This is a genomic window from Chryseobacterium lathyri (assembly GCF_030812195.1).
Taxonomy (GTDB): Bacteria; Bacteroidota; Bacteroidia; order Flavobacteriales; family Weeksellaceae; genus Chryseobacterium; species Chryseobacterium lathyri_A.
This window is the reverse complement of record NZ_JAUSSF010000002.1, coordinates 294168-317228: the sequence shown is the minus strand read 5'-3', so window position 1 is coordinate 317228 and position 23061 is coordinate 294168. Positions and strand designations below refer to the sequence as shown.

The following is a 23061-nucleotide window of genomic DNA, read 5'->3' as shown; positions in this document are numbered from 1 at the left end:
GGTTACTGTAAATGATTTTTATTGTTCTGAAACCAAAGTGCAAGGATCAGCAGGCTCCAATGCTGGTGATGCCTGTTAAGCTTTTTCTGTACTTCATTAAAATCCAAAAACTTAAATATATAGCTGTCTTTATTTTCAAGCAGTTCTTTACTTAAATTCTGAAGGTCCGGTTCTTTGAACCATTCAGTTACAGAAGCTCCGAAGCCGTTCTTTTTACGGACTGCAATTTCTTCTGTCCATGCCTGTGAGTAGGCTTTTCTCAGTATAATTTTATCTTCTGTTGAATTTACCTTATACTGCCAGGGCATCTGAATACAGAATTCAGCAAAATCAATATCCAGGAAAGGGATTCTTACTTCTACCGAATTATACATGGAAGTTCTGTCCCCTTTAAGAAGCATATTGCCGGGAACATATTTTTCCAGGTCGATACGCATGAGATCGTTATAATCCTCATTTGTCGGCTTAAAGCTGAAATCCTGTCCCGGAATTTCATCGGTAATCCCCAGCTTTCTGATTTCAGCAACGGAGAAATAATTCCGGACCTTATTCTGATGATAGTCTATGGTATCCTTATACTCTGCTCTGACACGTCTTTCGGAACCAACATCCCTGAATTTACCGGCCAAAAGGATCATCTTTGAAAGATATTCCGGATAAAAGCCTTTTTGGGAAAGGTCTATGTTGTATTTGTAAAAAGTGTAGCCTCCAAACAGCTCATCGCCTACATCCCCTGAAAGGATTACTTTCAGATCTTTGGAAGCTTCTTTAAAAATAAGATGAGTAGGAAGCAGGGAGGAATCCATCAGCGGTTCATCCATGTATGAATATACTTCCTGCAGTGTTTCTGAAATCTTCTGTTTCTTATCTAAAAGAATATGATGATCTGTTTTGTATTTGTCCGCAATGGCCTGTGCATAAGGCATTTCGTTCAGGTCACCGCTTTCATAGCCGTAAACCAGTGTTTTTATATTCTCTTTATACTTTGAAGCAACGGCAACAATGGTACTGGAATCCAGACCGCCTGAAAGAAAAGAGCCTACGGGAACATCGGCTACTAATTGTTTCTTTATAGCGGTATCCAAAAGGTGCTTAAATTTTTCAATGCTTTCATCCATACTCAGCGTTGATGTTTCAGCAGGAATGGTCCAGTAAGGCTTGGTCTCTGCTTTTCCATTTTTAAATACTAAAGTATGGGCAGGCTTAAGATTGAAAATGTTTTTATAAATCGTTTTGTGAGGGTGAATGTATCCGTTTTTCAAATAGTAGGCGATCTGTGCCTGGTCAATTTCAGGCTTTATTAATCCTGATGCCAGAATAGCTTTAATTTCAGAAGCAAAGATAAATTCACCGTTTTTCCCAATGGTATAATAAAAAGGTTTTTCCCCGAAACGGTCACGAGCGCAGAACAGCTCCTGCTTTTCTTCATCCCAGATTGCGAATGCGAACATACCGGGAAGGTCATGAATCAGGCTTTTCCCTTTTTTCTGATACATGGCAAGGATTACTTCTGTATCCGAGCTGCCACGGTAAGGGTAATCGGAATACTGATCTTTTATTTCAGAGTAACCGTAAATTTCCCCGTTCAGGACAATGCATTCCTTGTTTGTACTGGAAAACATAGGCTGTTTTCCGTTTTCGGACAAGTCTATAATAGAGAGTCTGCGATGGCCTAAAGCCGCATTGTCATAAAATTCATGGTGCGAAGAATCCGGACCGCGGTATGCGATGGCATCCGTCATACCTTGAATTTCATTCTGGTAATTTCGGGCGTTATTGGTTATAATTCCGGCTATTCCGCACATAATATATTATTTTTCATCATTAATTTTATTTTCGGATAGGCAAATTTACAACAGATTTAGAAAATTACTTCTTATTTTGGAAATTTGCTTCAAAACAATTCCATTAATTCTATCCATATTCATCGGGTTAAAGAAAAACTTGATTTATTGCTTATGTTTTTAATTATTAAATTTTTAAAGCTATAAAAAGTATTTTCTGAATTTTATAAAAGATAAAATAAAATGCTCGTTTTATAAAGGAGTCAAGAGCAGGGAAAGTTACGAACCCTTGATGCAGGACCATCATACTCCATAGAGCATTAAATGCAATTAATATAAGAGCTGTTATATCTTTTTTGGTATTGCCTGCCATTGTTTTTTCACCGGCAATATATATTGTTAATAAAGTGAAAAGAATATTGATCCATCTTCCCCAATCGTATGCTATATAAAATAAAGGTATTAAAAAAAGAATCTGTACTATAATGAATGCAAAATTAATTTTAAGCTCATTAAATTTATAATATATTCCAAAAGTGAGTATGCTGATGAACATACTAATGGTGTAGGTCTGGTAGCCATAAATATGTTCATTGTAAAAATTCAGAACATCAAAATTGGGATCATACTCGTAGATTCCCAACTGTCCGAGCTGAAGACCATGTTCTTTTAAAAATAAAACGGAGTTATCCGTTCTTATATCCATTCCGAACTTGTAAAGAACAGCCATAGTGATGACAGCAGGAAGTATCTGAAAAATGAAAATTTTCTTAATTTTACTAATCGCAGAACCCTCATTTTTGATAAAATAAGTGAATGCTACAAATGGCAAATAAAAGAAAGAAGCTTCATGATTTAAGATAGAAATTATAATGAAAAAAGCGATTACAAGATCATTAACAATGATTTTTGATTTCAGTGCCATGAAGTATATAAGATACAACAGCATGAAAAAGATATCTTTCTTCGCCGCAATGGTAGGATCTTTTAAAAGCATACCCAATGCCGAAGGAAGGAGCAGGACTGCTATTGTGATCAAACTATTTTTAGTTTTCCAAAACAGTTTGATCAGTAAAGAGAAAAATATGGTGTAGATTAAAAATACAAATGAGAAGACCAGATATTCTATGTTAATATGAGTGATCTCATTTAAAAATATAAATAAAGCACCGAACAGGCCTCTTCTTTTAAAGCCGCCGTCCTGGTAATTAATGATCCATTCGCCCAGATACCAGCCGTTTTTATACGTTACAATCTGAAGATAGGTATTCTGTATACTAATGAAATAATATATAAGAAATATAATACTAGTAATGTAATTAATGATTTTTGATTTCATATTGTGATCTTTTCCAACTTAGTATACCTTATCAGTAAACATATAATTATTGAAACTTAACCTTATCTCTAAGTTTCATTGTTGGTATCTCAAAATATTTATAAATAAGCAAAGCCCCAATAATTGATACCGACCAATAAAATATATTTTTTAATACAATTGCGGGTATATCTTCACCTTCGAACGTTGAATAAAATATATTATCGATTAGCAGTTTTTTTACTAAAGAATAATGAATTAAGTATAATGAATAAGAAATGAGACTTATATAAGTAATAGCGGTTGCTACAACATTATATTTTTTCAGCTTGTATTGGCTTAATACAGGTAATAAACATAAAATAGCAATGCAAAAAAGAGGATAAAAAATATTCACATAATAAAAAGTTTGAATTGAAGTATATATAGACGAATAATATTTCCAGATCAGCAGTAAAATGATACCTATAGCGAGGGAAACATATTTTACTTTACTCCACAGTGTTTTATAATAATAGCTTATATAAGCTCCAATTACTCCATACATAAGATTATCTATTCTCATAACTACCACGCGGCGATAATCCCCCATTAAAGATAAATCATCGTTGGTATACATATAATATCTTAGTACAGTGGAGAACAATAATAAAAAAATAGAAACAATAAGTAAGGCTTTCTTAAATTTAATTTTAAAAGAGTTTACAAATAAAAAAAGAATTAATGGGATGGTGAGATAAAACCATTCTTCTACACTTAGGCTCCACGATTCTCCAAAGAAAGTATCGTTTGCTTTTACAAGATTTTGAGAAAAGAACAAAAAAGGAACTATAGCCCGTAAAGGAAATCCATTAACAAAGATTTTATATAAAATACCCAGAATTATTAAAAAAAGATAATAGTTGGGTAGAGTACGAAACCATCTTCTAATCCAGAATGTAAAAAGTTCAGCTCTGCTAAACCCATTTTTTTCAACAGACCTGATAATAATATTACCAATTAAAAAACCACTTAAAACAAAAAAAATGCATACCCCATCAAAATAAAAAAGATCAAGAAAGTAATATATTTTGGAGGGCAGAATAGAAGCACTGTGGCTAAATACAACAAACATAATGGCAAACATCCTCAGAAGATCAAGGCCAAATATTCGATTATCATTAAAGTCCAGTTTTAAAATTTTTTTCATTTTTATTTATGTTTCTTTTTAATCAATAAAAACCTGCTTAAACTTGTCCATTACAGGATTGGGTAAGAATTTCTCATATAATTCTTTAGCAGATAAACTTAAATCTGAATCTAAAAGAATATCTTTAAGTTCCTTTGTGTTTTTATAATAATATGCCTGATCTCTCAAATGATTGATATGTGCTCTTTCAGGAGAATCTGCAAAAGTAATGACAGGTTTTCCTTTGAGGGCAAATTCTGCAACTGTAATTCCGAATGTTTCACCTCTTTCACGGCCGTGAAGTAATGCGTTACATGTGTTGATGAATTTTAGCTTCATCAGAACATCTGAGCTTGGAGGTAAAAATTTAATATTCGACGGGACAGATTTCCACCATTTTTTTTTCACGAAAGTATCAACTCCCATGAAGATAAAATAAATGTCCCTGTACTTAGATGCGATCTTTTCCACAATTTTCTGAACAAAATCAATATTAAAGCTTTGCCCGCCTCCATAGTACCCGAATACTCTGGCATTTTTAGGAATACTCAGTTCAGTTCTCAGATCTTCATGAGTTTCGTTTTCAAAATTAACCATATGAGGAACAAATGGGGATTTACCCTGGGTCATTTCTTCGCTAAGCCACTCTGATACATAGGCATAGATGTCCCCGTGAGGCTCAAAATACTTAAAAACGCTGTGGACTACTGTTTTACATTCCTTTGTCTCTATATTGTCATAGAAACCATTTTTAATGGCGTAAAACAAATCAATATTGTTGTTTTTTATAATGGTATCTACCTCTTTGAAATCTGAATAGTCAAATACCTGAAACCTCTTTTCAAATTTTCCAATTCCAAGCGGATGGTTGGTAGGCAGTGTTTTATTGTATACGATGATAGATTCGTTTCCCAGATATCTTTCATTGAAATCGGCATAATCATATAATGCGATGGAAGTCCCTCTGTAATTAAGTTCATTCTCATGGAAAAGGATTTTCATTCGTCTTTATTTTAATTTATTTTTCAATTTACTAAGTATTTTTCGGAGCAGGCTTTTCTTTGGATATTTAACAAGATCCTTATGGGTGAAAAGACCTTCACCCTGTGCTATCTTAAAATCCTGTTTTACCCACCAGGAAGCAATATTTCTTTCAAGGGAAACGGATTCTCCTGAGAAAGGAAGAATTTTTTCAAGCAGGAAACTCTTTTTAACCAGATAAGGATTGTTCGTCCAGTTAGCCCACCGCGATGTGGTTACAAAAAAGTTTCCCTGTTTCTGTATTTTATCGGGAAATTCTGCTGCAGGATCCAGCCAGTGAAGAGATTCCAGCAGGTGAGGGGACGTACATTCGTGCCAGTCATCATAATAATCCAGTTCTTTGCCTTTATTTCTGATGGATATCAGAGGGTAACCGGGATTTTTTCTGCTTCGGTAGCGTACCACATCAAATCCGCTATTCAGCAGGTCCAGGCCTCCTTTAAGCTGAGAAAACAAGGTGTTTTTATCTTCAATCAGTTCCCAGTCATGTTCCAGGAAAAGGATGTTTTGGGTAGATGCATTTTCAGCAAGCATTTTCATGCCTTTTCCGATTCCTACATTTTCTTTTAAACCTATATATTTAATGTTATATTTTTCTGCTATTTTTTTGTCATCATTACTTACTTCCTGGAATAAAATCGTGATATCATCAACCATATCCAAAAGGCCATATTTTTTGTATGATCTTAATGTGTTTTTGAGATTTGCGGCGCTTTTCCAGGAGAGAATGCAGATGCTTACAGGTAATTTTTCCATTTTAAATGTCTTAAATATTTAAATAGGGGTGATTACCACTCATAGATAATTTCCGGTAGGCTTCAATTTCATCGAACCTTTTTGAAAAGAATTTATACTGTCCCAAATAAAATTTGTATTCGCTGGTATTTCTCTGGATACCATGTTTCATAAGAGATGTGATAAAAGCTTTTTTCTCCCGGCTGATATTGTAATCGAAATTGGGATTCATATATCTTGTTTCTCTCTGCATCTGCATAGAAAGCCTTTTTCTGGCCAATACTTCTGCAGGGTCTTTCTTTTCCTCTTCCTGGAAAGACTGTACTTTGGCATCGTGCACGACTTTACTTTTCGGACAAACGATGACTTTTAACCCAAAATAGGTAACTCTGTTGATATAATCATAATCTTCAGCACCATGAAAGAAATAAGGATTAAAACCGCCTACTTTTTCAAGAACATTTCTGGGAATGAACCAATGGGCAGCGTTCACGAACTTTATTTCATAAAAAGGTTTTACTTCTCCAAGAAAAACATCAGAAAGAAGTCTGTTATTCTTACAATCCTGAGCAATATAGTTCTCAAAGTGAAGATCAAATCTTTTCCCGCTTCCATCCATGTGCATAGGACTTAAAATACCAATTTGCTCCTGGTTCGGATAATTTTTATAAACTTCTAATAATTGCTCTACACTGTCAGGGAAAATCCAGGCATCCTGGTTCATAAGGTATACAAAATCAGCACCTTCTTTATAAGCTTTCTCTATTCCCTGGTTATTGGCTTTTCCAAAACCGGAATTTTCGGCAGACTGTATAAAGTCTACCTCAGGAAATTGGGTTTTAACATACTCCTGGGTTCCGTCGGTAGAGCCATTATCAATAACTATTGACTTTACAGGAATGTGGGAATTCCGTAAGCTTGTAAAACATCTTTCTGCCCATTTCATGGCATTGTATGTGACAATAATAAAATAGATCTTCATCTTTTGTAGCTTTATATATACTTTTCGACCAAAGATTTTATATAATCATCAGGGTTGATGTCGGAGAAAAAACGATTAACGCTGTCCTCAAATGAAACCTGATAAAAGTCTCCTTCGTTTACTTTATCGTAAATGGCTTTTTTGTTTACTTTTTTTTCAATTGCTTCTATGATTTCCTGTAAATTATAATAATAAGGGAAAGCATAATTGATGGTTTTGTTTTTTAAAGAAGGGCAGATTTCCGCTAAAAATCTATGAATATCATCCATATCAATCAATAGTCTTCTGGCGTGGCTATGAACGTTGAATTTATGATCATTGATAATCTGGGTTCTTAAATAGTTAAACAATGTATTTGGATTTCCTCCTTTTCCCACAATGTTTCCCACCCGGAGAATAAGATGATTTTTGGAATTATCTTTAATATAGTTTTCCATTTTAAGCTTATGCAAAATATAAAGACTGTCTTGTTTCGACTGGTCATTTACGCTTACTGTTGAAAAATATATAAATTTACTGTCATATTTTTCTAAGGTATTTTTCAGAAGGCTGAATTCTCTTTCAAATTCAGAATTTTTGGTTTCGAGGGAATTTGAAACACCGGAAGCAAAGAACAGGTTATCCTCTGAATCGATATTTCTTAATGAGTTAGCAATAAGTCCGTTGCCTATAATCATACGTTATCTTTTTTTTCAAATTGTGTTAAGTGGAAAGATTTTCATGTATAAGAATTACCAACAACTTATTTAAGGTAATCAAATATATGAAAATAGTATTTCATTTTTAATCTGGTGATCCAGCTTTTCAAAAGGGGAATGCTTTTGATATAATTTTTATATTGCTGAATACAGTATGTTTTATAATCTTTTTCAAGTTCTACATTAAGGTTGAGCTTTTGGATTGCATCCTTTACAAACGGGAATCTTTTGAATATGGCAAAGAGTGAATCACGGGATAAAATTTCCTTTTCAGGAGTATTAAAATGAGCAAATGTTTTGTATCCTATACTTTGTTTGGGATGTATACGGTATTCTCCCAAAATTCTTTTCTCCATCCACACCGAATCTTTACTGGACGCAATCAGGAGCAGTTCATAATCATGGATAATGGTAGAATTAATTTTTTTTAAAGGAAGGTTCTCTTTCAGAAAAGTACTCCGGATGGCCGTGCTCATTCCGGGGAATATATTTCCTTTAAATAAAATTCTTTTTACAATGTCCTGTGGCTGTGTAAAATGGTCCGGATTTATAGAATCCAGATCCCAGTAAGTAATTTCTTCAGCACTGTTTATCTCTTCTCCAAAAAGTTTAATATTATGAGATATGATATCAATATGAGGGTGCTTTTCGAAGATTTGGGTGACAATAGCTGTTTTATCCTTATTCCACCGGTCATCCTGATCGCATAAAAATACAAGATCTCCGGTGCATAGGCTCATTGCCTTTTCAAAGTTCTGAACATATCCCGTATTTTCTGTATTCCGGTGAATCCTTATGATATCCGGATAACGTGCTGCATAGTCAGAAAGTATCTTAAAGGTTTCATCAGTAGAATTATCATCACAAACAATAATTTCAGACACAGGCCTTATCTGGCTGAGAATACTTTCCAGCTGTTCTGCTATATATTTTTCACCATTATAGGTGCAAAGGGCTACGGATGCTGTCATTGATTGATCGATCAGTTATTTTTTCTGAAAAAGATTGTAGTAATATTTTTTAAAGGCCAGATATCCGGCTATCACTCTGCCTCCCTTCATTTTATTGAATTCAGTTTTCAATTGTGACAGCTGAATGGTGTAGTTTTCAATCATGTGGTAGGCAAGCCTGTCATGCAGGTCATCGCCATATAATTTCTTCAGAATAGGAAGAACCGTTGTTCTCTGACGAAGTACTTTATAGGGATCGGAAGATAAACTTGTTTTATTGTCTTCCTTGCGGTAATGGGCCAGCGGTTCATTGATCAGAAGTACTTCAGGATTGTTTTTGGTGATGTAGATCCACATCAGCCAGTCTTCATTAATGCTTAAATTGGGATCAAACATAAACCCCTCAAGCAGCTTTCCGGAAATTAAAGCACAATGTATAGGTATGGTGAATTTAAGATTCCATCCAAATACAATTCCTTCAAATGTTGCAAAATCCTTTTCAATATGATTATAGCCAGGGTAGTGTGTTTTGTTTTTGTAAATTGTAAACTGACTTATGATCAGTGGATATTTTTTTCCGTCGGAAAGGCTTTTTGCAAACTTTTCGCAATGTAATGTATCATCAGAATCCAGAAACTGTATATATTCTCCTGAAGCCAGTTTTAGTCCTGCATTCCGGGCAGAGGAAATCCCTCCGTTTTCTTTGCTTATATATTGAAAACGGCTGTCTTTTTCTATCCATCTTTTGGCAATTTCTTCTGTGTTGTCAGTGGAGCCGTCATTCACAATAATACACTCCCAGTCTGTGAAGGTCTGATCCATTAAGGACTGCAGACACTCATCGAGATAGGAGGCCTGATTGTAGCAGGGAACGATTACGGAGATTGCTGTATTATTCATCACAGATATTTATAAAATTTGCACAAACCGAGCGCATTTCCCAATTTTACCCATCGGGAATTTTTGATTTGTTTTTTCAGATTCGTGTTATGGGTAACTTCGTTACTATGCTTTCTCATTAGTACATAATTTTCCAAAAACAAATCTTCAATATTAATATTTCTTCGCTCTGCCATTTTTATAAGTGCCACCCAGTGCCAGTATGCTGCCTGATCTTCACTTTTGTTGGATATTCCACCACCATGTACCCTGTACAGGTACAGATCTTCATCTATGTATTTTACCGGAGCTACCTCACACATTTTCATATACCAGTCCTTGTCTTCAGCCATTTTTAAGTAAATATCAATGCCTGACGTTTTATTGTAGATGGATTTTTTAAATGTTGCAAAATGAGAGATCTCTGCATGAAAATTAAAATATTTTTCATCCAGACCGGTAACTTGAGTCCCTTTATGAACTCTGATTTTATTCAGCTGCTCATCGCAAAATGTGAAGTTGGAATACACGAGTCCCACCTCAGGATTTTCTGAATGTGTTTTGAATACTATCTCCAGTGCATTGCTGCTTAAAGCATCGTCAGGATCCAGAAAACCACAGATCTCAGAATTGCCCAGCTCAATAAGTTTTCTTTTTGTGTAACCTACACCCCTATTAGCCTCATTGATATGGATTTTAAAACGCGGGTCATTTTTTACGATATCCCGGATAAGCTCAAGGGAATTATCTTTTGAAGCATCATCTAAAATAACAGCTTCCCAATCCGTAAATGTTTGAGCAACCAAACTATCAAAACATTCTTTAAAAAAATGTCCGTTATTATAGTTGGCGATTAAAATACTTATTTTACTCATCCTTATTCTCCTTTTGATAATCCTTTTTTAAGGGCTTCCAGATAACCAAATCCGTGTTTGCGGTCCGGTTCAAGAATATTTCCTTCTGCCCACTCATTCCAGGATTTTACCACTAAAAATTTCTCAGGATAGTTTTTATCCTTCAGGAAAGCTGATGCTTTTTCAATTTGCTTTTCAAAAAGCTCAGGGCTGTTGTTTCCTAAAATAATCCCGCGGGTACCACTTCTGGGGGTATTGTCCCAATTGGGAAGGACACATGGGAAAGTATCAACATCTGTTTCATCAAAATGAAGATCGTTGACCACATCCGGCGCATTTTGAATATCGACAGGTTTTTTAAAATCAGTTGTTTTAAATCCAAGAATGCCTTTAATTCTATTGGTATAATATTCTTTTGCTGAGATATAAGGCTTTTTATTCATATGTGGCCGCCATGCTCTCATAAAGGCATTCGATATTTTAGCCTGATATCCTAATTTCTGATAACCATGGCTGTCCTCTGTTTTATTACTGGCAATTAAATAGAGACCATCAAAACCGTTTTCTTTTGCCAGACTCGTAAATTTCTCAAGATATTCCGGAGCTTTTTCCTGAATGTGGATTGGGTCATAAACTATCAGTACCGGTTTATTATCTACTTTAATATATCGGGGATCCTTAAAAAACGGCAGCAGATATTTAAAATGAGCCTCTAAGTCTTCATCAGAATATATTTGTTCAGCCAGCACTTTATCTTTTAAGCCATGCCAGATTCCCGACCAGGTTTCGTTGGCCCAGCAGAAACAGAACGGGAAGTCTGGTTTTCCGGATTCCAGCACTTCTTTAGCAATACGCTCAAGCAGCTGTACTCCGTTTCCGAACCAGTAATGGTAATAAATAAAGCCATGCACTCCATAATCGCGTGCCATCTGGGCCTGCTGTTCTCTCACTTCGGGAACACGCAGATCATAATATCCCAGGTCTGCGGGGCAGATAGGCTGTTCATGCCCTTCAAATAAAGGTTTCGCCTTTCCTACATTAGTCCACTCCGTAAATCCTTTTCCCCACCATTCATCATTTTCAGGAATAGGATGGTACTGAGGAAGGTAGAATGCAAGCGTTTTTATTTGTTTCATAAATTATTTTTCTAGTGTTTTTATCAGTTTAGCAGGTATTCCTGCAATAACAGAGTTCTTTGGAAAGCTTTTATTTACAACAGAGTTAGCTCCTATAATTGAGTTTTCACCAATAGTGACTCCGGGTAGTATACAAACTCCTTCTCCGATCCATACATTATCTTCAATAATTACCGGACCTTTGGAAGAAAGTGGTCTTTCGGCGGGAACTATGCCCAGATCCTCAGCACTTATGTTTCCATGGTTATGATCCGATATATATATTCTGCTGGCCATAAGGACATTATTACCAATGCTGATCTTATCAATAGCTCCGATATGAACATCAGAATTAAAATTCACATTGTTTCCAATATGAATTTCCGGCTGAAAAGATTTTCCGTAGAAATTATCCCAGGCCTCAAGCCTCAAATTGAATAATGAGCTGAAGTTATCGCCTATGCTTATGTATTGGGGGTTTTTGATCCAAAATGTTTCGGGGAGGGCTGACTGCTTTCCGAAAACTTTGAAATTGGTTTTTGCCCAACTGTTATTCTGTTGCTGTTTATATTTTTTATAAGCTTCAGAATGTAAAATTCCGAATAAAAATTTAATAATATGTTTTTTTATAAAGCTCATATTTTTCAGGTTTACTTTTCCAGTAATGAATAATATTCATGAATCAGGCTGTTGATATTCTTTTGTTCTGCTTCTTCAAGCTCATAATAGAACGGAAGTCTCAGCAGACAGTCTGTAAAATGATCTGAGTTGGGAATGTCAATAGGGGAGTTATCTTTTAAAAAGAAATCGCTTTTGTTCAGGCTCAAATAATGGAATACAGGGTGAATTTCTTTTGTCTTTAAGAACTGGATGAGGTTTGATCTTTCTTCATAGTTTCTGCAGATGATATAGAACATATGTGCATTATTGGTTGCAAAAGCCGGTATGTCCGGCAGGGTAATACATCCTTTTTCCTGTAACGTTAACAGGCTGTTGTAATATTCTTTCCAGATTCTGATCCTTTTTTCCTGGATGGTTCCCAGATTTTCAAGCTGCGCATATAAAAATGCAGAAAGTATTTCTGACGGGAGAAAGGATGATCCAAGATCTACCCAGCCATATTTATTGACTTCACCTCTGAAAAAAGCGCTTCTGTTAGTTCCTTTTTCACGGATGATTTCAGCACGTACATTATACTCAGGATTGTTGATCACCAGCATTCCTCCTTCTCCGCAGATGATATTCTTGGTTTCATGAAACGAGAAGGCAGCGAAATCTCCAATGGAACCTAATGCCTTTTTGGTGCCGTCAGAAAAAGTGTAATAGCTGTCGATGGCCTGTGCAGCGTCTTCTACTACAAACAGGTTATGCTTTTTTGCCAGAGCCATAATCTTTTCCATGTCACAGGCAACACCTGCATAATGTACAGGGACGATTACTTTTGTTTTTTCCGTAATATGCTTTTCTATTTCTGCCGGGTCTATATTGGGGTTGTCAGGATATGAATCCACAAAAACTATTTTGGCACCCCGCAAAACGAAAGCATTGGCAGATGAAACGAAGGTATAACTTGGAACAATCACTTCATCTCCGGGCTGGATATCACATAAAATAGCGGCCATTTCCAGTGCATCAGTACATGAGGTGGTAAGCAGCGCTTTTTGAAAGCCAAATTTTTCTTCAAAAAAGGTGTGGCATTTTTTTGTGAAAATTCCATCTCCGGAAATTTTACCGCTTTTTACTGCTTCTTCAATATATTTAAGTTCGTTTCCTACTATAAATGGTTTATTAAATGGGATCATAGTGCTTTAAATTTTGAATCTTTAATTTTTATAAATCTTTTTTCAACATATCTGAAAGACAAGTGGCTAATAGCAACTGTTAAAACTGGAACACAAATATATATCCCTAAATTGAATACAAATATATTATTATAAAATGCTAATATTTTATAAAAGACAGGGAATAATAAAAACATGACAAAAGGATGGTACATATAAATGCCATATGAGATATTCCCTAAGAAGGAAAAATATTTATTCCTGAGGGGAGCCGGGTTGGATTGATTGATGCTGACCAGAATCAACAATAGAAATACAAATCCTAAAAAAAGATTCTGAATATACGGTTTGAAAACAGGAACCGTAATTAAGAATCCTACCAGCAACAGGACTGCTATATAGATAAATCTACTTTTTGTATATTTTGTTATAATCTCAGAATATTCTGAATAAAAATAGCCTCCCATCGATCCAATCGCCATATATTCAAATGGAATGATCGTGATTATTGTGTTAAATACAGTATTATAAAACTTAAAATTGATCATCATAAAGGTGATCAAGATAGCCCCAAAAACAATAATTAGAAGTTTTCGAGTAAAAAAAGAAATGATAAGGGGCCAAACTATATAAAACTGCTCTTCTACTCCTACAGACCAGGACTGGGATGCTCCTACAATTACTTTTCCTTCGTGTAAAGCCACATTAGGGAGGAATAAAGCATATAGCAATATAGTATTTAAGTCATACTCTGATAAGCTAATAACTAAATTATAATAAGAGAAAGTATTCGAAAATAGCGCAAAAGAATTGGCTAAAAAGGGGATTAAAATAAAAGATATAAGAAAAATAATATAGTATAAAGGCCATATTCTGAATATTCTTCTCAGATAAAACTTTTGAAAGTTTATGTGATTGTTTTTATTTTTTTCAGATAATAATAGATAGGTGATTAGAAAACCGCTAAGTACAAAGAACAGATAGACACCGTTTTTACCTAAATGTTCGATGAAATAGACTATATATTTTGAATCAAATAAGGAACTTAACTTATCCCGGCATTTGAATAATTCCATGTGATGTAGAATGACAGCGAAAGCTGCAATTGCCCTTAATTCATTTAATCCACCAAAGAAAATGTGTTTTTTTGTATTCATTTATTCATGTGTTTATCGTATAAATTTTACAGGATTCCCTACATAGAGTCCTGATGTATCAATATCTTTGATAACAACACCTCCGCCACCGATCTGTGTTTTGGCAGCTATTGTAATATTATCTATTATTGTGGAATTAATACCTATAATACACTGTTCTTGTATGTTTACAAAACCTGCAATGGCAACAGATGGAGATAAAAAAGAGTGTTTTCCTATAATGGAATCATGTGCAACGGTGCAGGAAATATTCATCAATACATTATCTTCAATTCTTACATTCTGGTCAATAACGCAGCCGGGATATAATACTGCTCCCTGACCTATAAATGCAGAGGGATCCCTGTAACAGGAAGAATGGACAAAAGTATAAAACGGAACTTTCCCATCAAGGTTCTGAAACATTTCTTTTTTTGTCTCAAGATGTTTATAGCCAATAGCTATTAGAACTGCATCAAATTCATTTTGCTGATATTTTGTAATCACATCATTGTTTCCTCCGATAACAGGAGTTTGGCCAATAATGGTATTTACCGGTTGAAATTCATCAAAGAAAGCCACCACCTTATCGCTGGAGTCATGGTGAATATGATGGGCAATTTGCTGCCCTAAATGTCCGGATCCTATGATGGCAATTCGTTTCATGATGTTTTTATAGGTTTTATATTGATACTCCGTATAGTAAATTATATCAATTTTCTCATTCTAAAACTATTCTATGATCAGACCTGTAAATTAAATAGCCAGATCTGTCGTTACTTGAATGAGCCGGTTTAAGACTGCCGGATAAAATTTCTTTTTTGACAATATAACTTTCTTCTTTATCACCCCTGATAACAGGAAGAAGAAATTCCGTTTCCTCCGATAAAAAGTAAACACCGGAATAAGCTATGGATTGCACATTTTCGGGTAAAATATACTGGTTTAGCGCTATATCTAGAACGGCCTGCAAATAATCAAATCCAGTAGAGAGCTGGACAAGATCGGAACCAATAAAATCACCTCCCATTCTGCTTCCTATTTCTATAGGATAGACTTTCCCCTCGTCAGTAATCATAAGTTCTATATGGGATGCTCCATTTTCAACCTTTGTAGCGGCCAGAATATGATAGCTGATCTCATGGATTTTATTTTTAATTTCTTCAGAAAAAGCACTTGGCTGATGATGTGCCAACTCTACAAAATAAGGTTCTTCTGTAATTTCTTTATCTGTTATGGTAATAATAAGATGCTTACCTTGGTAGCTAATTGTTTCTACACTTACTTCTTTCCCTTTGATGAACTCTTCTACTACGCAGGTTTTTGAAAAAGAAACTTGTACTGCATGTTCTACCGCTTTTTTGCATTCTTCTGCAGAGCTAGCTTTTATCACACCTAAACTTCCCGATCTGTCGGATGGTTTTATGATTAACGGATAAGTAAATGATGCGAAGTCTTTTATATTAAATTCAGAAACTGTAATAGATTGAGGAGATTCTATACGATTTTCCCCGAAGCATTTTCTCATTAAGGATTTATTGGTGGTCAGCAATGAACATTCAATGCTGTTTCCTGCCAATCCCAAATTGCTGGCTACGTAGGCTATAGTAGGAATGCAGATGTCTGTAGCTATAGTAAGAATGCCATGTATTCCTATTTTTTCACATTCTTTAAGAATAATTTCTTTCTCTAAAACAGAAATATCATAGAAGTGATCAGCAATATCTTTACAAACTGCTCTGCCATCGTCCCAGGCAAAACAATGGACCTCCAACCCGTTCTCCTTTGCCTTTTGAACAAGCGGAAGCTGTAAGTAGCTGGCTCCTAATATTGCAATTTTTTTCATCTTTTGTAATTTTTAAAATTGAAGGGGATATCTTCCTTCTACCAAGTCTTATAAAGTTTCAATTTCCTTAATATCTATAGAATATTTTTTATCAAGCCAGGTTACAATGCCTGCATCCACCCATGGTTTTTCCATCTGCTTTTTTAAGAAGCCTTTTTCCCAATGATAGGACGGAGTGTCAATTTTCTTTACTTTGATTATAAATTTGGCGTCTTTAAGATTTACTCCATTCATCTTGGCCCAAAATGCTGTAAAATCTCTGATGCCTCTTTTTAGATTCTCCTGGTTGATAACATTATCTGTAGTACGGAAGGACCACTTGATCCATGTTGGACCATGGAGATAGTTTCCGGCGGTACCATCCTTATCTATAATGGGGAGCCATACTTCACGGCCTGTTTTATCAGCATACACAACAGCAACAATATGGTTGTATTCACTAAAGTGATAATCCATGAAAACAGCATGGTGGGTAATTCCCAGGTAAGTTTTCGATGGCTTTTCTACTGCATCCGAGATCTGGCTCATTTTTTTTCCCAGCGAAGTGTCTTCAAATCCTCCTTTTTTCTGTATTGAATTGTAAGATACAACGGCCTGCAGCAGTATGACGATACACAGGCCTGCTTTGATGAGAGAGATTTTGAGATCCTGAAGAGTATAATTCTGAAGGATTTTTAGTTTATCTTCATCTGGCGGGACCTCAGGCGGTGTATAACCGCAGTTGTCTTCCGTACAGCGTTCTGTATCCCTGTTTTGGGCTATATATTGATAGACTGCTTTTCCAGAGTGGTAAATGCCGGGGACTCGTAAGATCCAGCTTAACGGTTTTAAGTAAGTAATGGCATTGAAAACCTGGATATATGTATCCAGCCCTTTATAAATTTTTCCGTTTCGAACAGAATGGATGTCGTCCAGAAGCTCGTCTGTGGGAATCTTCTTTAATAATTCATCTTGTTCTGCATAATACTGTACCGTTTTGAAATCAATCCTTTTTGCGAGATCAAAATGTTGTATCGTAATCTTAGTGCGATTACACAAAGGACATTCTCCGTCATAATAAAAGGTAAGTTTTGCTGGTTTTTTAGAGCTCTTAAATAGTTTTTCCCACCAGGAAACGGGAACCATCAAAAGGTAAATGGCACACATTCCTAAGCCGAACCAGGGAATGGGGTAGCAAATCAATATGCCTAAATGCAACCCTAAACCGATGATGAGAAGAGGTATTCTCCATTTCTTTCTGAAAAAAGTAAAAATGAAAACCAATTCAAAGCCCATGGTTAAATATCCCAGGAAAAGCATCAGGTATTTCTGATCCAGTATAGTAGGTATAGAAATATAGTTGGTAAAAGGGATGCTGCTGGGATACCACATGCCCAATCCTACTGTCCAGTATGCTGATGTAAATTTATAAAATATGGAATCAAAATATACAAAAGCCATCCCAACAAAAACAGGAATGAAGTAAGATAAAACACTGACTTCTTCAGGGGGATTGTACTGGAATCTGGTATTGGAATATTTATATTTCAGCAGAAGGCGGTCCAGAGAGAGATTTCTGGATATAGGCAGGAACATTAGGAGAAAATTCATTCCAAGATAGGCATAAAACATATGGTACTCATAAGTATTTATGGTTCCCAGCAGAATAATGGTCATTAAATAATTAATGATAGTTGCCAGTCTTGTAAAAAGACCGAACATTACAAAAATAATGGCAATCATCCATATTTTTATAGGAATTCCAAAGTCAATCTCAGCAGGTCTTATAAACGGAATCTTATCAAAGATGAGGTGCTTGAAATAATTGAGCTGAACGACTTCACATAATAATACCAATGTGTAGGCAATTCTGAAAACGGAAAGCCCTAGCCCGGAAATTTTTTTATTATAAAGTTTTTTGATCATCCTGTTCTAAAATTTTGGTAAAAATTTCTTCTGCATATTCATATGATGAAAATTCCTGAACCTGCTGTACAGCATTTTTTGAGAACACTGCATATTGGTTTTTATCCAGCTCAAATATTTTTTTAATTCCTTCTGCCAGCAGGTGGCTGTCTTTCATAGGAATTTTGTATCCGTTGTAGTCGTCTATGACCATATTGGTTAGTACTCCTGTGTCAAAGCCTACAACAGGAGTTCCGCAGGCTAAAGCCTCTGAAACCATCATCGGGCCGGAATCCTCAATAGAAGAATTCACAAAAACGTCAGTGGCCTGATATAATAAGGACAGCAGTCTGTAATCTTTGATATAATCTATCTTTTGCTTTTTAAAAGTAACCCTGTCAAACTCTTTATTTATACTGTTGGAAACAACCAGAAGGTTTATTTTATTTTTTACATCCTCAGGAAGTTGCTGATCCAGCAGTTCTAAAGCTTCAATGAGATATTTAAACCCTTTCCGCGGATCCTCCATATTCTGTGCTCCGGTGAGGATATAGAAATGATCTTCTTCTAAAGAAAAAATCTTTTTTGCAATACTTTTATTCTGATCATTAAGCAGGGTCGTATCTATTAAGCTGTTGATGTTATAGATTGTTTTCTGATTCCTGTATATTTTTGATTTTTTTGCCTGTTCCAGAGTTAATCCTGATCCTGCAATGATTTGAAATCCAGCTTTTTGAGCGTTCTGATACTTTCTTTCCAAATTATCCTTTGCAACCGGTTTCTGAGATTCATCGGGAATTGCCGGACAGTCATCACAAGTGTTCATATAGCCCTTGCATCCCCAGGAAAAATGACATCCTCCTGTGAAATGATTCATATCCACTGTGATATTGTATATTTTGGCTTGTGTGGCTTGTTGAATATTGAAAAGATCGGTACTATTTAGAAAATCAATGGTCATACCGGTAAAAATATAATCCGGGATAAAGCCTACTGACTTTAGCAGGCTGTCTACATTGATATTCTCTGTAATTTCATCTTTGCTTAAAAAAGAATACTTACTGTCTGTTGTTAATGTTTTTTTAACTGTAACCTGAGGCTGTATCAATTTTGCTTTTATTTTCCGTATTGCCCTTTCTGCTAAAGATAGGTTTTTGTTAACAGGAGAAAGCTGTACATGCGTATAAGGCTTTATAAAATCATCGGTTTTCGTTTTATTCTTTACACACATCACTACTTCATGTCCCATATTTTTAAAAATATGAGCCACTTTGTACATGGCTTCATAGGCGCCGTTTATATCCCCTGTAGATAAAACTAATATCTTTTTCATAATTACTTACATCCATATTACAGGAGGGTGAATAATCCCATTATCTGTATCTCCTGTAAGAAAGTTTTCATGACCTGTTTCAATGATACTGATCTGGATGCCCCCCTTTATATAATCATAAAGTTCAACTCCGGGAGTATCTAGTGCCACGGAAAGTATATAGGTGTTGGGAATAAGCTTATTACCTTCAATTTGGATCGACAGGCTGTTTTCATGCATATCATCAATGGTTTTCCTTGTAATGAAGATCACATTTTCAAACTTGTCTAAAATGGCAATATTAACGCGGACTCCCTTATCAACACTTCTGTTGACATAGTCTATATTGATGTTGATATCATCGGTATGGCTGAATTCCATTGTTTCAATATTCTTGTTATTGAAAATTTTAACATTATGAATCTGAGCCTTTTTACTTAAATCTTCAATGTATTTGAATTCAGAATTAGGGGATAGTTCATGGATGATATAATTTTCCAGAACTCTATTCATGCCTCCCTGGTCTGCAACCTGGCCATTTTTTAGAAGAATGCCTGAAGTACATAATTGTTTTACGGCAGCCATATTATGGCTTACAAATAAAATGGTTCGTCCTTCCCCTTTGGTAACATCACCCATTTTTCCGATACATTTTTTCTGAAAATCAGCATCTCCTACAGCCAGTACTTCATCCACGATCAGGATCTCAGATTCAAGGTGAGCAGCAACTGCGAATGCAAGACGAACATACATCCCCGAAGAATATCTTTTTACCGGGGTATCTATGTATCTTTCCACTCCTGAGAAAGCAACAATCTCATCAAATTTCCTTGTAATCTCTTTTCTGGTCATTCCCAGAATAGCGCCGTTGAGGAATATGTTTTCGCGCCCTGTCATTTCAGGGTGAAAACCCGTACCTACTTCCAGTAAGGAAGCAATTCTGCCATTGGTGTGGATTTTCCCTGTGGTGGGTTTGGTTACTTTACTTAAAATTTTGAGTAGGGTAGATTTTCCTGCTCCGTTTCGGCCGATGATGCCTACAGCACTTCCTTGCTCGATTTCAAAATCGATGTCACGGAGTGACCATACGTATTCAGAATCTCCCTTAATTGATCTGTCATTGGCTTCCCCGATTTTTAAATATGGATCTTCCTTGCCTCTTACTTTGTGCCAAAACCTGTTCAGATCGTGAGAAAGCGTACCTGTTCCCACTTGTCCGAGACGGTATTGTTTTGATATATTTTCTGCTTTTAAAGCCAGCATAGTTTAATTGGAATTTAAAATTAATAAAAGATTGTGGTTCCTAAACGGTATCCATGAAAGTCTTTTCAACCTTATTGAAAACGACAACACCTATCATCAGAAGAATCAGAATGATCACTGAGCTGATTCCCAGCATTGCAGGTGAAAAATCTCCGGTACCGATCCATGCATATTTAAAACATTCAAAAACGCCTGTCAACGGATTATAGTAAGCCAGTTTTCTGAAAACACCCTGTAGTGCGGATACCGGGTAAATAACCGGAGTTGCGTACATATACAGGCTTATTCCGAATCCCAATAACATACTGAGGTCTTTGTATTTGGTAGTAAGTGAGGAAAAAATCATTCCAACCCCTAATGCAAAAAGAGCCATAAGAAGTATTAGAAACGGAGTAGCAAGAACCCAGATGTTAGGATGAACTTCCCCTTTGGAGAGGTAATATGCCCAGGCCAGGATAAATAAAAGGAATTGTACTCCAAACCGCATCAAATTGGATATTACTACTGATAAGGGAGTTACAAGCCTTGGAAAATAAACTTTTCCGAAAATACCGGCATTCCCTGCAAATGTATTAGACGTTGCGATAAGGGAGGTGGAAAAATAATTCCAAAGGGTAACCCCTGCAAGGTAAAATAAGAGGGGAGGCCCGTCTGTTGGAAGCTTAGCTATTCTTCCGAAAACGACAAGATATACAATCGTAGTGAGAATAGGGTTGATAAAAAACCAGACCGGGCCTAATACAGTTTGTTTAAAGCTGGAAACAAAATCTCTTTTTACAAACATATAGACCAGATCTTTATATCTCCAGACCTCTTTTAATTTCAGGTCAAATAGAGAATGATCGGAGTCAATCATTTCTGTCCACTTCTGCTGTGGTTCATTCATTTGTGTAAGTTTTTGCAAATTTAAAGTATTTAATTCTTATTTAACTTTTTTAATTAGTGAATAATTGTTCATATAAAATATAAAACAACAACTAATATATTAATATTTGTGATTATGAACAAATAACTATTAGCCATAAAGCCAATAGTTATTGAAATTTATAATAAGAATCTTATTTGTTGACAAATTGTTTGGAATATTCACGGTGAAACTTTGTTGTCTAAAATAGATTTTGAAGCTGTTTACAGTATTATTTCTTTAATTTAAAACTCATTAACAGCTTTGATAATATCCTGGATCTCTTCCTCTTCCAAAACAGAAGAAATGGGAAGACTCAATACCTCATGATGCATTTTCTCTGTAATCGGGAACGAAAGGTGGTTGTACTCTTTGTATGCTTCCTGTTTGTGAGGTGGGATAGGATAGTGGATAATAGTATTGATGCCTTTTCCTGTTAAATAGGTTTGAAGCTCATCTCTTTTTTCTGTTCTGATCACAAAAACATGCCAGACATGCTCATTTTCGTCGGCCGGGTTTTCAGGAAGGATGATCTTGGGGTTGTTGATCTCAGAGATGAATCTTTTAGCGATTTCTCTTCGGGTATCATTTTCGTGGTCTATGTATTTCAGCTTCACGTCCAAAACAGCAGCCTGAATTTCGTCCAGCCTGGAATTTAATCCCTTATAAATGTTAACATATTTCTGGTTTGAACCGTAGTTGGCTATGGCGCGTATGGCATCAAATACTTCTTTATTATTCGTGGTTACAGCTCCTGCATCACCTAAAGCTCCAAGATTTTTTCCGGGATAAAAACTGAAGCCGGCAGCATCACCCAGGTTTCCTGATTTAATACCTTTCCATTCTGCACCGATCGCCTGTGCATTATCTTCCACAATCTTTAGATTATGCTTTGATGCTATGTTTTTGAGCTCTTCGGAAAAAACAATTCTTCCCTGAAGGTGAACAATCAGGATGGCTTTTGTTTTTGGTGTTATTTTTTCTTCGATTTTTGAAATATCAATATTATACGTATTGGCATCTGGTTCTATAAATACGGGAATAAGTCCGTTATCTGATAAAGCCAGAACTGAAGCGATATAAGTGTTGGCCGGAACAAGAACTTCATCACCTGCCTCCATAATGCCCAATTCAATATAGGCGCGGAAGATAAGACGCAGTGCATCCAATCCGTTGGCTACTCCTAAAGCATATTCTGAGCCTATATATGAAGCAAGATTGGCCTCGAAATTTTTAAGTTCGCTTCCCAGCAAATACCAGCCGCTGCGAAAAACACTTAAAAGTTTACTCTCAATTTCCTCCTGATATTTAAGGTTTATTTTTTTTAAATCTAAAAAGTTAATCATTTTCGTAACCGTTTTTTAATTTCAATTTCAACCCTCATTTTCCCAAGACACATTTCTTGAGAAAT

At 35.7% G+C, this 23061-nt stretch carries 21 protein-coding genes; all 21 read right to left on the bottom strand.

Annotated elements, in window-relative coordinates; all coding sequences use genetic code 11:
- Positions 1–2: 2 nt before the first annotated feature.
- The 21 genes from asnB to J2T03_RS11530 all read right to left on the bottom strand — a co-directional run bounded on the left by asnB (position 3) and on the right by J2T03_RS11530 (position 22996).
- Entirely contained in the window at positions 3–1805 is a 1803-nt protein-coding gene (asnB, locus tag J2T03_RS11630; protein ID WP_306840513.1) for an asparagine synthase (glutamine-hydrolyzing), read from the bottom strand.
- A 166-nt stretch (positions 1806–1971) separates the two neighbouring features.
- Positions 1972–3123, bottom strand: a complete 1152-nt coding sequence (locus J2T03_RS11625) for a hypothetical protein (RefSeq protein ID WP_307211350.1) — start codon at positions 3121–3123, stop codon at positions 1972–1974.
- A gap of 46 nt (positions 3124–3169) precedes the next feature.
- A complete protein-coding gene (locus J2T03_RS11620) occupies positions 3170–4291 on the bottom strand; it encodes an acyltransferase family protein (protein ID WP_307211348.1) in 1122 nt (373 codons plus the stop codon).
- An 18-nt stretch (positions 4292–4309) separates the two neighbouring features.
- Positions 4310–5272 (bottom strand): hypothetical protein, encoded by a 963-nt coding sequence (locus J2T03_RS11615; RefSeq protein WP_307211346.1) that lies wholly within the window; start codon positions 5270–5272, stop codon positions 4310–4312.
- A gap of 6 nt (positions 5273–5278) precedes the next feature.
- A complete protein-coding gene (locus J2T03_RS11610; RefSeq protein ID WP_307211345.1) occupies positions 5279–6067 on the bottom strand; it encodes a hypothetical protein in 789 nt (262 codons plus the stop codon).
- 10 nt (positions 6068–6077) lie between these two features.
- Complete coding sequence (locus J2T03_RS11605; protein WP_307211343.1) at positions 6078–7028, bottom strand: glycosyltransferase family 2 protein; 951 nt, start codon at positions 7026–7028, stop codon at positions 6078–6080.
- A gap of 11 nt (positions 7029–7039) precedes the next feature.
- Positions 7040–7705 (bottom strand): hypothetical protein, encoded by a 666-nt coding sequence (locus J2T03_RS11600; RefSeq protein WP_306840508.1) that lies wholly within the window; start codon positions 7703–7705, stop codon positions 7040–7042.
- Between the two features lie 65 nt (positions 7706–7770).
- Positions 7771–8697: a glycosyltransferase gene (locus J2T03_RS11595; protein WP_306840507.1), complete on the bottom strand. Its 927-nt coding sequence runs from the start codon at positions 8695–8697 to the stop codon at positions 7771–7773.
- Positions 8698–8712: 15 nt separating this feature from the next.
- Positions 8713–9576, bottom strand: coding sequence for a glycosyltransferase family 2 protein (locus J2T03_RS11590; RefSeq protein ID WP_306840506.1), 864 nt, complete (start codon positions 9574–9576; stop codon positions 8713–8715).
- Positions 9576–10430, bottom strand: a complete 855-nt coding sequence (locus J2T03_RS11585) for a glycosyltransferase family 2 protein (protein WP_307211342.1) — start codon at positions 10428–10430, stop codon at positions 9576–9578. The genes J2T03_RS11590 and J2T03_RS11585 overlap by 1 nt, the downstream gene beginning before the upstream one ends.
- A 2-nt stretch (positions 10431–10432) precedes the next feature.
- On the bottom strand, positions 10433–11545 hold the full coding sequence (locus J2T03_RS11580; RefSeq protein ID WP_307211340.1) for a glycosyltransferase WbsX family protein: 1113 nt from the start codon (positions 11543–11545) through the stop codon (positions 10433–10435).
- A 3-nt stretch (positions 11546–11548) separates the two neighbouring features.
- Entirely contained in the window at positions 11549–12163 is a 615-nt protein-coding gene (locus J2T03_RS11575) for a DapH/DapD/GlmU-related protein (protein ID WP_307211338.1), read from the bottom strand.
- Positions 12164–12174: 11 nt separating this feature from the next.
- The gene (rffA, locus tag J2T03_RS11570; protein ID WP_307211336.1) at positions 12175–13326 is read right to left on the bottom strand and encodes a dTDP-4-amino-4,6-dideoxygalactose transaminase; all 1152 of its coding nucleotides are present in this window, start codon (positions 13324–13326) and stop codon (positions 12175–12177) included.
- A complete protein-coding gene (locus J2T03_RS11565) occupies positions 13323–14462 on the bottom strand; it encodes an acyltransferase family protein (protein ID WP_307211334.1) in 1140 nt (379 codons plus the stop codon). The genes rffA and J2T03_RS11565 overlap by 4 nt, the downstream gene beginning before the upstream one ends.
- Positions 14463–14474: 12 nt before the next feature.
- Positions 14475–15107: an acetyltransferase gene (locus J2T03_RS11560; RefSeq protein WP_306840500.1), complete on the bottom strand. Its 633-nt coding sequence runs from the start codon at positions 15105–15107 to the stop codon at positions 14475–14477.
- Positions 15108–15162: 55 nt separating this feature from the next.
- Positions 15163–16287, bottom strand: coding sequence for an ATP-grasp domain-containing protein (locus J2T03_RS11555; RefSeq protein WP_307211332.1), 1125 nt, complete (start codon positions 16285–16287; stop codon positions 15163–15165).
- 48 nt (positions 16288–16335) lie between these two features.
- Positions 16336–18192: a DCC1-like thiol-disulfide oxidoreductase family protein gene (locus tag J2T03_RS11550; protein ID WP_306840498.1), complete on the bottom strand. Its 1857-nt coding sequence runs from the start codon at positions 18190–18192 to the stop codon at positions 16336–16338.
- Complete coding sequence (locus J2T03_RS11545; RefSeq protein ID WP_307211331.1) at positions 18173–19504, bottom strand: glycosyltransferase; 1332 nt, start codon at positions 19502–19504, stop codon at positions 18173–18175. The genes J2T03_RS11550 and J2T03_RS11545 overlap by 20 nt, the downstream gene beginning before the upstream one ends.
- Before the next feature lie 6 nt (positions 19505–19510).
- A complete protein-coding gene (locus J2T03_RS11540) occupies positions 19511–20746 on the bottom strand; it encodes an ABC transporter ATP-binding protein (RefSeq protein WP_306840496.1) in 1236 nt (411 codons plus the stop codon).
- 40 nt (positions 20747–20786) lie between these two features.
- A complete protein-coding gene (locus J2T03_RS11535) occupies positions 20787–21632 on the bottom strand; it encodes an ABC transporter permease (RefSeq protein WP_306840495.1) in 846 nt (281 codons plus the stop codon).
- A 263-nt stretch (positions 21633–21895) separates the two neighbouring features.
- The gene (locus tag J2T03_RS11530) at positions 21896–22996 is read right to left on the bottom strand and encodes a DegT/DnrJ/EryC1/StrS family aminotransferase (RefSeq protein ID WP_307211329.1); all 1101 of its coding nucleotides are present in this window, start codon (positions 22994–22996) and stop codon (positions 21896–21898) included.
- Between the last annotated feature and the right edge of the window lie 65 nt (positions 22997–23061).

Excerpts from the sequence above, each read along its gene's own strand:
- asnB (WP_306840513.1), bottom strand. The coding sequence starts at position 1,805 with ATGTGCGGAATAGCCGGAATTATAACCAATAACGCCCGAAATTACCAG.
- J2T03_RS11625 (WP_307211350.1), bottom strand. The coding sequence starts at position 3,123 with ATGAAATCAAAAATCATTAATTACATTACTAGTATTATATTTCTTATA.
- J2T03_RS11620 (WP_307211348.1), bottom strand. The coding sequence starts at position 4,291 with ATGAAAAAAATTTTAAAACTGGACTTTAATGATAATCGAATATTTGGC.
- J2T03_RS11615 (WP_307211346.1), bottom strand. The coding sequence starts at position 5,272 with ATGAAAATCCTTTTCCATGAGAATGAACTTAATTACAGAGGGACTTCC.
- J2T03_RS11610 (WP_307211345.1), bottom strand. The coding sequence starts at position 6,067 with ATGGAAAAATTACCTGTAAGCATCTGCATTCTCTCCTGGAAAAGCGCC.
- J2T03_RS11605 (WP_307211343.1), bottom strand. The coding sequence starts at position 7,028 with ATGAAGATCTATTTTATTATTGTCACATACAATGCCATGAAATGGGCA.
- J2T03_RS11600 (WP_306840508.1), bottom strand. The coding sequence starts at position 7,705 with ATGATTATAGGCAACGGACTTATTGCTAACTCATTAAGAAATATCGAT.
- J2T03_RS11595 (WP_306840507.1), bottom strand. The coding sequence starts at position 8,697 with ATGACAGCATCCGTAGCCCTTTGCACCTATAATGGTGAAAAATATATA.
- J2T03_RS11590 (WP_306840506.1), bottom strand. The coding sequence starts at position 9,576 with ATGAATAATACAGCAATCTCCGTAATCGTTCCCTGCTACAATCAGGCC.
- J2T03_RS11585 (WP_307211342.1), bottom strand. The coding sequence starts at position 10,430 with ATGAGTAAAATAAGTATTTTAATCGCCAACTATAATAACGGACATTTT.
- J2T03_RS11580 (WP_307211340.1), bottom strand. The coding sequence starts at position 11,545 with ATGAAACAAATAAAAACGCTTGCATTCTACCTTCCTCAGTACCATCCT.
- J2T03_RS11575 (WP_307211338.1), bottom strand. The coding sequence starts at position 12,163 with ATGAGCTTTATAAAAAAACATATTATTAAATTTTTATTCGGAATTTTA.
- rffA (WP_307211336.1), bottom strand. The coding sequence starts at position 13,326 with ATGATCCCATTTAATAAACCATTTATAGTAGGAAACGAACTTAAATAT.
- J2T03_RS11565 (WP_307211334.1), bottom strand. The coding sequence starts at position 14,462 with ATGAATACAAAAAAACACATTTTCTTTGGTGGATTAAATGAATTAAGG.
- J2T03_RS11560 (WP_306840500.1), bottom strand. The coding sequence starts at position 15,107 with ATGAAACGAATTGCCATCATAGGATCCGGACATTTAGGGCAGCAAATT.
- J2T03_RS11555 (WP_307211332.1), bottom strand. The coding sequence starts at position 16,287 with ATGAAAAAAATTGCAATATTAGGAGCCAGCTACTTACAGCTTCCGCTT.
- J2T03_RS11550 (WP_306840498.1), bottom strand. The coding sequence starts at position 18,192 with ATGATCAAAAAACTTTATAATAAAAAAATTTCCGGGCTAGGGCTTTCC.
- J2T03_RS11545 (WP_307211331.1), bottom strand. The coding sequence starts at position 19,504 with ATGAAAAAGATATTAGTTTTATCTACAGGGGATATAAACGGCGCCTAT.
- J2T03_RS11540 (WP_306840496.1), bottom strand. The coding sequence starts at position 20,746 with ATGCTGGCTTTAAAAGCAGAAAATATATCAAAACAATACCGTCTCGGA.
- J2T03_RS11535 (WP_306840495.1), bottom strand. The coding sequence starts at position 21,632 with ATGAATGAACCACAGCAGAAGTGGACAGAAATGATTGACTCCGATCAT.
- J2T03_RS11530 (WP_307211329.1), bottom strand. The coding sequence starts at position 22,996 with ATGATTAACTTTTTAGATTTAAAAAAAATAAACCTTAAATATCAGGAG.